The organism is Actinocorallia aurea (assembly GCF_054783995.1).
Genome location: NZ_BAAGPQ010000011.1, coordinates 1 through 13,201, shown reverse-complemented (window position 1 = coordinate 13,201; position 13,201 = coordinate 1). Strand labels below are relative to the sequence as shown.

At 72.0% G+C, this 13,201-nt stretch carries 12 protein-coding genes; 3 read left to right on the top strand and 9 right to left on the bottom strand.

What is annotated here, in order from left to right:
* Positions 1-55: 55 nt before the first annotated feature.
* The 8 genes from ACYVOM_RS11660 to ACYVOM_RS11625 all read right to left on the bottom strand — a co-directional run bounded on the left by ACYVOM_RS11660 (position 56) and on the right by ACYVOM_RS11625 (position 5,858).
* Complete coding sequence (locus ACYVOM_RS11660) at positions 56-1,000, bottom strand: serine/threonine-protein kinase (RefSeq protein WP_460303310.1); 945 nt, start codon at positions 998-1,000, stop codon at positions 56-58.
* Between the two features lie 36 nt (positions 1,001-1,036).
* On the bottom strand, positions 1,037-1,282 hold the full coding sequence (locus ACYVOM_RS11655) for a DUF2630 family protein (protein WP_460303309.1): 246 nt from the start codon (positions 1,280-1,282) through the stop codon (positions 1,037-1,039).
* Entirely contained in the window at positions 1,279-2,022 is a 744-nt protein-coding gene (locus tag ACYVOM_RS11650; RefSeq protein WP_460303308.1) for a pyridoxamine 5'-phosphate oxidase family protein, read from the bottom strand. The genes ACYVOM_RS11655 and ACYVOM_RS11650 overlap by 4 nt, the downstream gene beginning before the upstream one ends.
* 112 nt (positions 2,023-2,134) lie before the next feature.
* Complete coding sequence (locus tag ACYVOM_RS11645) at positions 2,135-3,004, bottom strand: alpha/beta fold hydrolase (RefSeq protein ID WP_460303307.1); 870 nt, start codon at positions 3,002-3,004, stop codon at positions 2,135-2,137.
* Between the two features lie 83 nt (positions 3,005-3,087).
* Positions 3,088-3,807, bottom strand: a complete 720-nt coding sequence (locus ACYVOM_RS11640; RefSeq protein WP_460303306.1) for an alpha/beta fold hydrolase — start codon at positions 3,805-3,807, stop codon at positions 3,088-3,090.
* Between the two features lie 129 nt (positions 3,808-3,936).
* A complete protein-coding gene (locus ACYVOM_RS11635; RefSeq protein ID WP_460303305.1) occupies positions 3,937-4,869 on the bottom strand; it encodes an alpha/beta fold hydrolase in 933 nt (310 codons plus the stop codon).
* 85 nt (positions 4,870-4,954) lie between these two features.
* Positions 4,955-5,566 (bottom strand): TetR/AcrR family transcriptional regulator, encoded by a 612-nt coding sequence (locus tag ACYVOM_RS11630; RefSeq protein WP_460303304.1) that lies wholly within the window; start codon positions 5,564-5,566, stop codon positions 4,955-4,957.
* A 4-nt stretch (positions 5,567-5,570) separates the two neighbouring features.
* The gene (locus ACYVOM_RS11625; RefSeq protein ID WP_460303303.1) at positions 5,571-5,858 is read right to left on the bottom strand and encodes a hypothetical protein; all 288 of its coding nucleotides are present in this window, start codon (positions 5,856-5,858) and stop codon (positions 5,571-5,573) included.
* Positions 5,859-6,058: 200 nt separating this feature from the next.
* Here ACYVOM_RS11625 and ACYVOM_RS11620 point away from each other — a divergent pair, with 200 nt between their 5' ends.
* Both ACYVOM_RS11620 and ACYVOM_RS11615 read left to right on the top strand, forming a co-directional pair.
* Positions 6,059-9,421 (top strand): ATP-binding protein, encoded by a 3,363-nt coding sequence (locus ACYVOM_RS11620; protein ID WP_460303302.1) that lies wholly within the window; start codon positions 6,059-6,061, stop codon positions 9,419-9,421.
* A gap of 53 nt (positions 9,422-9,474) precedes the next feature.
* Entirely contained in the window at positions 9,475-10,272 is a 798-nt protein-coding gene (locus tag ACYVOM_RS11615) for an alpha/beta hydrolase (protein ID WP_460303301.1), read from the top strand.
* A gap of 246 nt (positions 10,273-10,518) precedes the next feature.
* On the opposite strand, the gene ACYVOM_RS11610 is transcribed toward ACYVOM_RS11615, so the two are convergent.
* The gene (locus ACYVOM_RS11610) at positions 10,519-11,898 is read right to left on the bottom strand and encodes a DHA2 family efflux MFS transporter permease subunit (protein ID WP_460303300.1); all 1,380 of its coding nucleotides are present in this window, start codon (positions 11,896-11,898) and stop codon (positions 10,519-10,521) included.
* A gap of 83 nt (positions 11,899-11,981) precedes the next feature.
* On the opposite strand from ACYVOM_RS11610, the gene ACYVOM_RS11605 reads away from it, so the two are divergent.
* Complete coding sequence (locus tag ACYVOM_RS11605) at positions 11,982-12,656, top strand: TetR/AcrR family transcriptional regulator (RefSeq protein WP_460303299.1); 675 nt, start codon at positions 11,982-11,984, stop codon at positions 12,654-12,656.
* Positions 12,657-13,201: the final 545 nt, after the last annotated feature.

The window sequence follows — 13,201 nt, the reverse complement described above, 5'->3', positions numbered from 1 at the left end:
CTACCCGAACAGAACGCACAAACGCTCCCTAGCTGAGAAAAACCGGAACGCCAATCTAGACCACCCCCACTCGCCTCGCCCGAGAATCCCACAAACCGGTCACCCTCCGCAGGCGGCTCCCGACACCTACCGGGCCGGGCGCGGTGGAGGCCGCGCGAAGGCCGAGGGACGCCTCCGCGGCAGAGCCGGGCCGCCGGTCCGGATCCTTGTCGAGAAGAGACATGATGACCGTGTCGATGCGGACCGAGACCCCTGCCCGATGGACGCTCGGCGGCTCGGGGACCCGCGTCAGGATCATGCCGAAAAGCGGGAGCAGAGCATCGGCGCGAAACACCGGTCGCCCGGTGAGCAGGTGATAGAGACTCGCGCCGAGCGCGTACAGATCGGCGCGGTGGTCGGCCCCCTTTCCGTTGAACTGTTCGGGGGCCATGTAGGCGGGAGTGCCCAACAGCGCCTCGTCGGCGGTCAGCCCGACGGTGACGTCCTGGATCCGCGCGATGCCGAAGTCGCAGATCTTGACGATGCCGTCGGTCCCGAGCATGAGGTTGGCCGGCTTGATGTCACGGTGCACGATGCCCGCGTCGTGAGCGGCGGCGAGACCGTCGCAGACCTGCATCCCGTACTCCAGGACGTCTCTGATCGGCAACCCGCCGGGGCGGTCCCGCAGCAGCGACTTGAGGTCGCGGCCGTCGACGAACTCCTGGACCAGGAACGGAGAGATCCGCTCCACGCCGTCAACGCTCTCCCAGTGGTCGCCCAGATCATGGACCGCGGTGATGGTGCGGTGGTTCAGCTGCGCCGCGGCTTCGCCCTCCCGCCGGAACCGCGCCAGCGCCAGCTCGCCCTCCGGATCGTCGTCCCGGAGGCCGGCCAGGAGCACCTTGACCGCCACCCGGCGGCGCAGCGTCTCATCGGTCCCCTGCCAGACCTGTCCCATTCCGCCGCGGCCCAAGAGCTGCTCCAAACGATAACGACCGGCGAGCAGATCACCTGCCTTCACTCCGATCACCCGCTCCCGTTCCGGCCTCCCCGCGACCTACTGCCAGTAGCCTTCGACCACCGAGACGGACCTGGCGGCGGCCTCGTCGGGATCCGCACCGAAGTCCCGCCTCGCCCTGCGCTGCCGGAGGAGGTCCCAGCACTGATCCAGCTGCGCCTCGACCGTGTGCAACTCCCGGTTCTCGGTCCGCTCGTTCAGGGAGCCTTCGGTTCGTTGCCTTCGCAACTCGTGCTCCCGCTCGACCAGCGCGGTGATCCGTTCCAGGATGGTGTCGTCGTTCACCGGTCCTCCTCCGCCCGCTCTGGCTTCGATGAGCCGGACGTTGGATTCTGCGCGGCGGCGAGCAGCCCGCGGAGCAGGTCGTTCTCGGCCTGGAGCGCCTCGATGCGGTCTCGGAGAGGGCGCAGCACCGGGGCCAGCTCCTCGGCCGTGTAGCGCGGAGTGATGTGCTGCGGGCAGTTCCAGTCGAACGCGGTGACCTCGATCCGCACCTCGCGTTCGACGACCGCGCGGTAGCCGGAGACCGCGGAGGCGCTCGCCGACGGCCCCTCGCCGCGTACGTCGGTGATGGTGGCGACTCCGAACAGCTTGAGGCGCAGCCGTCGGGCGTAGTCCACGAAGATGAGGGAGACGCGTGGGTCGTGCACCATGTTTCCGGTACTGATGTACTGGCGATTGCCGCGGAAGTCGGCCCACGCCAGCGTGTGCGCGTCCGGAGCGGTGACGAATCCCGGCGGTCCTCCGCGGAACTGGACGTACGGTCGGCCGTCGGCGGCGACGGTCGCCAGATAGAAGCCGTCCCGCCCGGTGATGAAGTCCTGTTCGTCGTGGCCCAGGGGGTCACCGGCCTGATCGGGTCCGCCGCTCGGAGCCGGGTCCGTCCCGTCCGTCACCGCGGCTCCCGAGGAGCCCCGGCCGGCGAGGCGCCGCTCCGCTCGGTGGAGGGCGGTCCTGCTCCCGTACTGTTCCTGAGCCTTCAGGACCGGCTCGGTGAATGCGATCGAATGGTAGTTGCGGCTCATCTTTTTTCCTCCGTCGGAGCGTGCCTCGTGCAGGGTCCGGCGCGATCGTCGCGCCTCCCGCCCGGCCGTCCGCGTGCACGCGGATGGCCGGGACGGTCAGGGGCTGCGTCGGCTACCCGGCCGGCGTCGACCGGTCGGCCTCGACGATCAGCTCCTCGACGGCGCGCGGGTCGGTGATCATGGACAGGTGTCCCGCCTCGACGGCGGTGATCTCGGCCCCCGCGTTCTCGGCCATCGCACGCTGCAAGGCGGCGGGGACGATGTGGTCACGGGTGCCGATCAGGGAGAAACTCGGCAGCGACTTCCAGGCCGGTGCACCGGACTCGGCCGTGAGCGCGCTGAGGGTGACGGGCCGCTGGGTCGCGGCCATCACCGCGGCGTCACGCGCCGGGATCCCGTTCGCGATGGCGCCGGGCAGCGCGCTCTGCTTCAGGAAGAGGTCGTAGTCGCCGTCCGGAGCTCCTGGGTACCGCGAGAAGTCGAACAGATCGGCCGGGTCGAGATGGTGGTCGGGGTCCAGCAGCCCGAGGACGCTGTCACCCTCGTCGGGAACGAACGCGTTGACGTAGACCAGGGCTTCGACGTCCCGGTCCGACCCGGCGGCGTTCGTGATGACCGCCCCTCCGTAGGAGTGGCCGACGAGGATGACGGGGCCGGTGGTGCGGTCGCGGAGGAACGCGGCAAGGTAGTCGGAGTCTTCGGCGAGCCCGCGCAGCGGGTTCGGCGCTGCGAGGACCAGGTAGCCCTGGGCCTGTAGCCGGCGGGTGACCTTCGCCCATCCCGAGGAGTCCGCCCAGGCCCCGTGGACGAGCACCACCGTCGGCTTGGGACGCGACTCATGGGAAGGCGCCGCGCTCGTGGGGGGGCGCCCGCCGTCTCCGTCGCCGGTCGCACCGGCCGCCGGGACACCGGTCAGGACCGGCAGTCCGAGGAGGACGAGAAGACCGGCCGTGCGCAGTCGGCTTGTTCGGAAGGGGCTCACTGCGGCTCCTGATGAGTTGGTGGGTGCGGGCACGGCACGTCGGCGGCGGCCGCGTCCGTCGTGGTTCGGGCGACCGGTGGATCTCACGCGGCCACGGAGGCGAGCGCCTCGCGGATCACCTTGAGGACCTCGGCCGGGGCGGCGTGCATCACCAGGTGAGAGGAGTCGACCTCGGTGACCTTGGCCTGGGCGCGCTCGTAGCCGAACCGCTGGACGTCGGGATTGATGGCCTTGTCTTCGGCCGCGACGATCCCCCACGCGGGCACGTCCTTCCAGGCCGCAGCCCCGGCCGGCTCGCCGAAGGCGGCTCCGGCGAGGGGCCGCTGGGACACGGCGAGGACGCGCGTGAGGGCCTCGTCCACGTCGGCGGCGAAGATCTCCGGGAACCTGGAGACGTCCACCGAGACGTCGATGCCCGGCTCGTCGGAGCCCGAGACGGGGAAGGGAGTGTAGACGAGCGCCCCGGCCAGCGGTGAGTCGGGAAAGCGGCTCTGGAGTTCCCCGAGGCTCTCGCCCTCGTCGAGGACGTAGGCGGCCAGGTACACCAACCCCACCACGTTGTCCTCGCGACCGGCGACGGTGATGACCGCGCCTCCGTAGGAGTGCCCGACGAGGAGGACGGGGCCCTCGATCTGCCGGACGACGGAGGCGATGTACGCGGCGTCGGCGGCGAGGCCGCGGTTGGGCGCGGCGGGAACCAGCACCCGGGTGCCGTCGGAGATCAGCTCCGCGACGACTCGGGCGAAGCTGGACGCATCGGCGAAAGCTCCGTGGACCAGGACCACGGTGGGCGTGCTGGACATGGCTTCTCCCTCAGTGAACCGCCGGCGGCGGTGGTGGGGACGCGCCGTCCGGCGCGTCCGTCGGATGCCGGGTGCTCCTCGGGGGAGCCCCTGCCATCGCCTTCGACGCTAGGGAGATGCGGTGAATGACTAGTGACCGATATGTGGATCGTTTTGGCTGGTTCGGTGGTTCCCGAGGTGCTTGTCCAGGAATGACCGGATGATCGGCACGGCCTCATCGAGGGCGCTCTCCAGCAGGAAGTGGCCTCCGGGCACCAGGTGAACCTCGGAGTCGGGAAGATCCGTGGCGAAGGCGAGCGCGCCGGCGGGCCCGAAGATCGGGTCGCCCTTCCCCCAGATGGCGAGCAGCGGAACCTGCCGTTCGCGGAAGCACCGCTGCACCTCGGGGTACAGGGCCAGGTTGGAGGCGTAGTCCAGGAACAGCGCGAGCTGTGCCCGGTCGTGGTCGGGCCGGGACAGGAGGCCGTGGTCGTGGGTCCAGGTGGTGGGGTCGACCAGGGTCTCATCGGGCACGCCGGCGAGGTACCGCCAGCGGGTCAGCTCCAGGGTGAGCGCCTCGCGGACACCGGCCTCGGTCTGCGGCGTCTGCTCGCGCCAGTAGTCGCGCACCGTCGTGAAGAACTCCGGCTGAAGGCCCTCTTCGTAGGCGTTGCCGTTCTGGGTGATGATCGCAGTGACCGCGGCCGGAGTTCTGAGGATCAGCCTCCACCCGATGGGCGCGCCGTGGTCGTGGACGAAGAGGCAGTACCGCTCGATGCCGAGCTGCGCGAGAAGGGACTCCGTGATGTCGGTGAGCGAGTCGAAGGAGTACGTGAACTCGTCGGCGCCGGGCGCGTCCGAGAGCCCGAAACCGACGTGGTCGGGTGCGACGAGGTGCCAGCGGTCCGCCAGCCGTGGGAAGAGGTTGCGGAACATCAGCGAGCTGGCGGGGAAGCCGTGGAGGAGCACCAGGGTGGGTCGGCCCGTCGACCCCGCTTCTCGGTAGAAGATCTGGTGGCCACCGACCATGGCGTACCGGTGGTGGATCGTGACCATGTTCTGTGCCGCCTTCGCCTGGTTCATCCGTGGCCTTGGAGTGGTGACAGAAACCTATGGACGCGCTGTGAACGGATAGTGAAGCCGGGAAGCGGGCGCCGCGGCCCCGGCCTCAGCCCCTGAGGATCGCGGCCGCGACCCTGTCCACGAGCCACCGCGTCGCGCGCTCGACGCCCCATCCGAACGTCTCCACGGCGAGGACGAGCTGCGGGTTGCGGAAGTGAAAGAAGATGATCTTCGCCGCGTCCTCGACCGAGAGCCCCTCGGCCAGGTCGCCGATCTCGGCGATGCTCTCGACGATCATCGCCAGCGCCGCGAGATGACGCTCGTCGCCTATGTCGAGGAACTCCTGGGCGGCGGGGGAGGCGGGTGCGGCCCGCTCCATGATGCGCATGATGTCCCCGGCCTCCTCGGCGTGCACGACGTAGCCCGCGGCCAAGGTCTCCAGCTTGGCCCGGCCCGTGGGCGCCGCCGCGGCGTCGGTGATGATCCTGCCCACGGTGGGGCTCGTCGTCCAGACGTCCATCAGCGTCCGGAGCAGGCCCTCCTTTCCACCGCATTGGGCGTAGACGGTGGCCGGCGAGACCCGCGCCTCGCGTGCGATCTTCTCGACCGTCGTCTGCGCGTAGCCGGGCACGGCGTACAGCTTGCGCGCGGCCCTGATGATCTCCTGCCGGGTCATCTCGGCGTACTCGTCACGACGATTCGGTGCTCGGTTCGGCAACGTCTCACTCCTCTTTCTGATGGGAACCTTCGGAGCCGGACCAGGTAAGGCCGAATGCTCTACCCGGGGTCCGGTCCGCACCTGCCGCGTACTCGGACCCGAACACGTCGTGCCGCTCCTCCAGCCGGCGCTCACCCGCACGCCGCGCGACGCCGATGGCCCGCTGCGCCAGGCCGGTGGCCTGTTCCAGGTCCCCCTCGCGGAGGGCGACCCGGGCCAGACCGTACAGCCCCTCCACCTCGCCGACCGGGTCGCCCGCCGCCCGCGAGCGCTCCACTTCCGCGTCCGCCATCCGGCGCGCAGCCTCGGTGTCGCCCTGCCGGAACGCCGCACGAGGGTTCCGTCCGCCGGTCACTGTGCCTCACCTGATCGGAAATGAGTCTGGCTAGAGTGGTACTCCAGCGAGTAGAGTTTGCTTGTAGCCATAATAGTGCAACTCCGGTCGGCCGCCGTCGGGCGGTGGGTCCGGTCGGCACATTGAAGGGGCCAGATATGACGGCAGTGCTCGTCATTCCCGAGAGCGCCGACGTGGTCAGGGGGCGGCAGATCGAGGGTCCACTTCGCCTGCAGGTGCTCGGTCCGCTCCGGGTGTGGCGGGGCGGCAGTGAGATCGAGCCCGGACCGCGCCAGCAGGCGTACCTGCTGGCGCTCCTGCTCGCCCGCGGGGGCCGCCCGACGGGCACCGGCGAACTGATCGACCTGATCTGGGGCGAGGGCGCGCCCGCAAGGGCCCTGAACGTGATCCACAAGTATGTCGGCTCGCTGCGCCGTCTGCTGGAGCCGAGCCTGCCCCCGCGGGGAACGGGCACGTACCTTTTGCGCCGGGGCGCCGGCTATCTGTGCGCGGCCGGGGCGGACGTCCTCGACCTCACGAGGTTCCGGCAGGAGGCCGCGGCCGCCCGCAGGGCGCAGGAGGAAGGGCGCGCCGCCGCGGCGCTGGATCACTACCTCGACGCGCTGCGTTTGTGGAGCGGTCCGGCCGGCGACGGGTGGGCGCACGGGCCGGTGGCCGCGCCGATCTTCGCCGGTCTCAACGAGGAGTACTTCCTGGCGTGCGTCGAGGCGGCCGACGCGGCGCTGGCGCTCGGGCGGCCGGCCCGGGTACTGCCCTCCCTGCACCTGGCCGCCGCCATGGCGCCGCTGCACGAACCGGTGCAGGCCGCCCTCATCACCCTCCTGGGCGGCTCGGGTCAGCAGGCGGAGGCGCTGGCCGTGTTCGACACGGTGCGCAGACGGCTCTCCGAGGATCTCGGCATCGACCCCGGGCAGGTGCTGCGGACCGCTCACCAGCGGGTCCTCACCCAGACCTCCGCGATCCAGACCTCCGCGATCCAGGCGCCTGCGATCCAGGCCACCGCGACGCAGGTTCGGGCCGTCGCGGTTCCGGTGGCCGCGCCCTCGGACGTGCCGCCTCCGGCGAACCCGCCGCCTTTGGCGGGCGACACCGGTCGGCTGATCGGCCGGTCGGACGAGCTCGCGGTGCTGAGACGCGCCGTCGAGCCCGCCCTGGAGAACGGCACGGCGGTGGTGCTGCTGGAAGGCGAGCCCGGGGTGGGCAAGAGCCGGCTCATGGAGGAGATCGCCTCCCATGCCCAGGGCCGTGGCGCCCTCGTGGTCTGGGGCCGCTGCGTCGAGGGTGAGGGCAGACCGACCATGTGGCCGTGGGTCGAGACGGTGTCCGGCCTGCTCGCCGTCCTGCCACCCGAACGCAGGCAGCAGTGGGTGGCCCGCGATCTCGGTCACCTCGTCGGCTCCCGCGTCGAGCGGTCGGCGACCCCCGCGATCCCGGACGGCAACGCCCGCTTCCGCCTGCTGGAACAGGTCGCCGATCTGATCGCCGAGGCGGCCGGCGAGCGACCGGTCGTGCTGATGCTCGACGATCTGCAGTGGGCGGACCCGAGCTCGCTCCAGCTCCTGGATCATGTCCTCTCCCGCCTTCATCCGGGTACGGCGGTCGTCGGCGCGTTGCGCAACCGCGGACCCGCACCCGGCCTGGAGCTGGTGCGGACGCTGGCCGCCGCCAGCCGGGCGGCAGGCCACCGGCGGCTGCTGGTCGGGCCCCTGAACCCGGACGAGGTGGCCGAGATCATCCATGTCGAGACCGGCGTCCGCCTTGCCGCCGACATGGCCGGATCAGTGCACACGCGCACCGCCGGCAACGCGTTCTTCGTCCGGGAACTGGGCCGGCTCTGGGCCGCCGGCGGCGAGGTCACCGCGGAGACGGTGCTGCGCAGCACCGTCCCGATGACGGTCCGGGACGTCGTGCGCGACCGCCTCGCCGCGCTCGACGGCCCGGCCCGGGAACTGCTCGAGATCGCGGCGCTGGTCGGCCAGAGCGTGGAGCTGGCCCTGCTCGCCCGAACGGCTCGCCTCGACGTGGGTTCCTGCCTCGAACGCCTGGAGCCCGTCCGCAACCTGGGTCTGGTCGGCCCGACGCCAGGCGACCCGTTCTCCTACCGTTTCACCCACGATCTGGTGCGCCAGGCGGTTTCGGAGGCGGTCCCGCCCGGTCGAGCCGCGGCGCTGCACGGTGCCATCGCCGACGCCATCGACGAGGTCGGCCTGAGCGACGAGTCCGTCGCCGAACGGATGGCGCACCACCTGTGGACCGCGGGCCCGATGGCGGACCCGGCTCGCACCGTCGGGGCACTGATCCGCGCCGGCGCCCGGGCCAAGGCGAAGACCGCGCTGGGCGCGGCCGAGCGCCACCTCGGGTCGGCGGTGGAGCTGGCCCGCAGGGCATCGCTTCTCGAACTGGAACTCGCGGCGCTCTCCCAGCTGATCGCGGTCGTCGGGATGCGCTCGATGTACGGTACGGCCTCCGTCAGCCTGCTCGAGCGGGCAGAGCAGGTCGCCCAGCGACTCGGACGCGATCGCGAGGCGGCCGGGTTCCTCTTCTCCCGCTGGACCGCGCACGGCCAAGCCCTCGACCTGGACCGCAGCAGTCCCCTCGCCCGTCGCCTCAAGGAACTGAGCAGTACGTCCGAGGACCCGGTCGTACGCTGCTACGGCAGTGCCGCCGTCGGCATCCACGAATGGTGTCTGGGCAACACCGGCGAGTCGTTCCGACGGCTGAGCGCGCTCAGCCCCGAGATCCTCGCCGAGCACGGCGACGCCGAGCCCGATCCGGTGCGGGACGGCGTGTACCTGATGACCGCAGGGATGTTCGCGGAGATCGCGGCCTACCACGGGCAGACGGCCAGGTCGCGCGCGGTGCTCGGCACCCTGGCGAAGACGACGGGCGAGGACCCTTACGCGGTGACCGCAGCGACCTCCTTCGAGGCCAGGACCGCCGTGGTCGTCGGTGACCCCGGGTGGGCCCTGCGCGCGGCCGAGCGCGGGATTGCCGCCGACCCGCACTTCTCCTTCGCCTCCCTCGGCACCTACCTGCGCCTGGCGCGGTGCTGGGGGCTGGCGGCCACGGGGCAAGATCCCGCGGCCGCGGCGGACGAGGCCGAACGGCTCATTCGCACCCATCTGGTCAGCCCGGCCCGCACCTGCGTCTCGACCTGGTACGCGCTGCTGGGTGAGATGCGCCTCGCCGAGGGTGCTCTGGACAAGGCCGCGGCGGCGCTCGACAGCGCCGAGGCGTGCCTTGAGCGCTACGGCCAGCGCTCGGCGGAGGCGCTGATCATCCTCGTTCGCGCGCGGCTGGCGCACGTCGCCGGGGATGACCGCGGTGCCGTACGCCTGGCCGCCCGGTCCCGCGCCGTGGCGGTCCGGCAGGGCGCGCATCTCTTCGCGCAACGCGCCGACCGCCTTCTCGCCGAAGTGGGCGGCGAGGCGCCCGCGGGCACGGCGAATCAGGAGTCCTTCACTCTTCCTTCACAGCGCGCTCCTAGGTTCTCGGCCTGAGAGGTGGGACCGGCTCACGGCCGGGTCCCCACCGCCGAACGAGGGAGAGACCAGTGAGCTCATCCGTTGTCTTCATCCATGGCCTGTGGGTCCACTCCGTCTCCTGGCGGCCCTGGCAGGATCTCTTCGAGGAGCGGGGCTACCGCACCCTCGCGCCCGGCTGGCCGGGCGACGGGAGCACCGCGGCGGCCACACGTGCCGGTGCCGGGGGGTTCCTCGACGTCGGCGTCGACGCGGTCACCGACTCCTACGGGCAGGTCGTCGAGAACCTGCCCGAGCCTCCGATCGTGGTCGGCCACTCCTTCGGAGGGCTGATCGCGCAGAAGCTGTGGGACCGCGGGCTGGCCGCCGGCGCGGTCTGCATCTCACCTGCGCCGATCAAGGGCGTCCGGGCGGTGCCGCCGAGTCTGCTGCGCTCGAGCCTTCCGGTGCTGAGGAGCCCGGCCAACAGGCGGAAGGCCGTCGCGCTGACGCCGCGCCAGTTCGCCTACTCGTTCGGCAACGCGATCCCGCCGGAGGAGTCCGCGAGGCTGTTCGCCGATCTCGCGATCCCGTCCCCGGGACGTCCGCTCTTCGAGGCGTCCACCGCCAACTTCCGCAGGACCTCGCCGACCGCGGTCGACACCCGTCGCGGTGACCGGGGGCCGCTGCTGCTGATCGCCGCAGGCGAGGACCGCACCGTGCCGGCGGTCGTCGTGCGCGGCGCGCACCGGCTGTACGCCGACGGTGGCGTCCCCGCCGAGCTCCGCACCTACGAGGACCGTGGTCACAGCGCTCCGTTCGACCACGGGTGGCGCGAGATCGCCGACGACACGCTCGCGTGGCTCGACCGTCACGGTCTGAGGCCGTGACGGGTGCGGCCGGCTCGCCGCGCTCGGGGCGCACCGGCCGCGCTCCGGAGGTCCTCGTGGCGAGGGAAGCGGGGGCGCCCGCGCGGGAAGGAGGGTCCTCGTCCATGCGAGTGCCTTCGCCCAGGCCGATGAACAGGCGGGCGTCATCGTCCGACGTGGACAGAGGGAAGGTTTACATGGTGTAACCGAGGGCGTCGCGGAAGCAGCGGAGCATGACGTCGTGGTCGTCGCCAGAGAGCGCGTTCGTCACGACCGGGGCAGGGCGCGGCTCAGCGGGAGGATGAGGGCGATGCCGACGGCGGCGACGAGGAAGGCGTGCCGGTAGCCGGTCACGGGGGACGCCGCGGAGGCCGCGACGGTCGCCAGGGCGGCGAGGCCGATGGAGCCGCCCACCTGGCGGGAGGTGTTGACCAGGCCGGAGACGAGGCCCGTGCCGGAGGCGGTCGCCGCGCCCGTGGCCAGGGCCGCGACGGGGGTGAAGAGCAGGCCGGAACCCAGGCACATGAGGATCGCCGGACCCAGGAGCCCGCTCACGTAGGACGTGTCCGGGCCTATCTGCGCCTGCCAGAGGAAGCCCAGCGCGCTGAGGACGGAGGCGATCGCCAGGACGCGCCGGGCGCCGAGCCGCCGCATCAGGTGGGGGGCCGACCGGGCGCCGGCGATGATGGCGAACGTGTGCGGCAGGAACCCGAGGCCCGCGCGGACGGCGCTGTAGTGCAGGACGTTCTGCATGTACAGGGACAGGAAGTACCACATCGCGAAGAAGGCGGCGCCGACCAGCACCATGATGAGGTTCGCCACGGAGACGGCTCGGGCTTTGAAGATGCCGAGCGGGACCAGCGGCGCCGTCGCGAAACGGGCTTCGACCAGCAGGAACACGGCCAGCGCCGCGACGCCCCCGGCGAGCGGGCCGAGCGCCGCGAGCGAGCCCCAGCCGTGCTCGTGGGTCTGCGCGGTGCCGTAGGCGACGGCCGAGAATCCGGCGGTGACGAGGATCGCGCCCGCGACGTCGAGCCTGCGCGCGGACGGGGCGGCGCGCTCGGCGAGGACGGCGGAGGCCGCCAGGAGGACGGCGCCTCCGACGGGCACGTTGATGAGCAGCACCCACCGCCACGACAGGTACTCGGTGAGGACCCCGCCGAGCACGGAGCCGATCGCCCCGGCCGCCGCGCCCGCCGCGCTCCAACTGGCGAGCGCCTTGGTGCGGGCCGAGGCGTCGGTGAACGTCGTCGCGAGGATGGTCAGCGTCGCGGGGGACAGGACCGCCGCCCCGACGCCCTGGAGCGCCCGCGCCGCGACGAGCAGGCCGGGTGATCCGGCCAGTCCGCCCGCGAGGCTGGCGACGCTGAAGAGCGCGAGTCCGGCGAGGTAGACGCGCTTCTGCCCGAAGAGGTCGGCGGCGCGCCCGCCGAGCAGGAGGAAGCCCGCGAACGTGAGGGCATAGGCGTTGACGACCCATTGCAGGCCGGTAGCGTCGAAGCCGAGTTCGGCGCGGATCGCGGGCAGGGCCACGTTGACGATCGAGACGTCGAGGACGACGAGGAACTGGCCGAGGCAGGCGACCAGCAGCACGAGCGAGGCCCGCCGGCCGGTCGGCGTCGCGGGGGGAGCTTCGGTGGACGTCATACGGGGAACTCCAATCGGAGCGGAACATTCCGCTCGGAAAGGCTAACGGAACGAACCGCTCCGGTCCAGATACACTCGCGGACATGAAGACGTCTCCGGCGGGCGGCCGCAAGGCTGAGGCCGCGCGCAACGACCGCACGGTGATCAACGCGGCGCGCGAGGTCTTCTTCGAACAGGGCCTCGACGCCCCCATGTCCGCCATCGCCGAACGCGCGGGCGTCGGCATGGGCTCCCTCTACCGCCGCTTCCCCAGCAAGGACGCCCTGGCCCGGCACCTGTGCACGCTCTCGATGGAGGGCACCCTCGCGGGCGCCGAGCGCGCCCTGGCCGAGGAGCCCGACGGCTGGTCGGCCCTCGTCCGGTTCATGAGCGACTCCCTGGACTGCGGCGTCGGCATCATGGCCCGGTTCGCCGGGTCCTTCCCCGTCACGCCCGAGATGGTGGAGCTGAGCCGCCGAGGCTCGGCCGCCATGCAGGCCGTCCTCGACCGGGCCGCCGCCGAGGGCTCGCTCCGCCCCGGCGTCTGCCCGGGCGACCTCGTCCTGCTCCTCCAGCTCCTCGCCGCCACGCACACCCCCGACCCCGTCCGCACCGCCGAACTCCGCGCCCGCTACCTCGCACTCGCCCTCGACGGCCTCCGCGCCGGCCCCGCCCCCCTTCCCGGCCCGCCGCCCACCTGGCCGGAGATCGCCTCCCGCTGGGGCCCCGCCACCGACGCCCCCGACACCGCGGAGGGCTCCGCCGACGGAAGCCGCTGACGGCACGCCGGCCCCGGCGCACCGCCGCTCGCGCCCGTCGCCGAGGTCCAGGCGCTCCCGGTCTTCTTCGCCCCGCGCAGGGAGCCTTTCCCGACGGGCGGGCGCCCGGCCCCGCCGTCTCGAAGCCGGGCGTCCGCGGCTGTCCCGGACGGCGGGCGGTCCGCGGGTCAGGCCGGGCGGCCTCCGGGGCTCCAGTGGTGGACCTCGACGGCGGCGTAGGCCGACGCGGTGAGCAGGGCGCGGGCCGAGGCGGGGGAGGCGGCCTGGAGGATCGCGGCGGTGCCGAGCCAGGTGGTGGCGTCGTCGGACAGCAGGGGGCCGTAGGCGATGAGGGCGCCGGAAAGCGGGGGGACCTCCTCTCAAGATCCAGAAGTGGTGCTCAGAGTCGTGAGCACGACCCACCCGACGATCACCAAGTGGTGCTCAAACCGGTGACGAACCGGTGCCCGCTCTCACGTTCATAGCCACGCCGAGGACCGGCTTGGTGCACTGTGGGCTTATGTGCGGTGCACTGACAGGCATGGCCCACCACTCCGCCGGTTCTA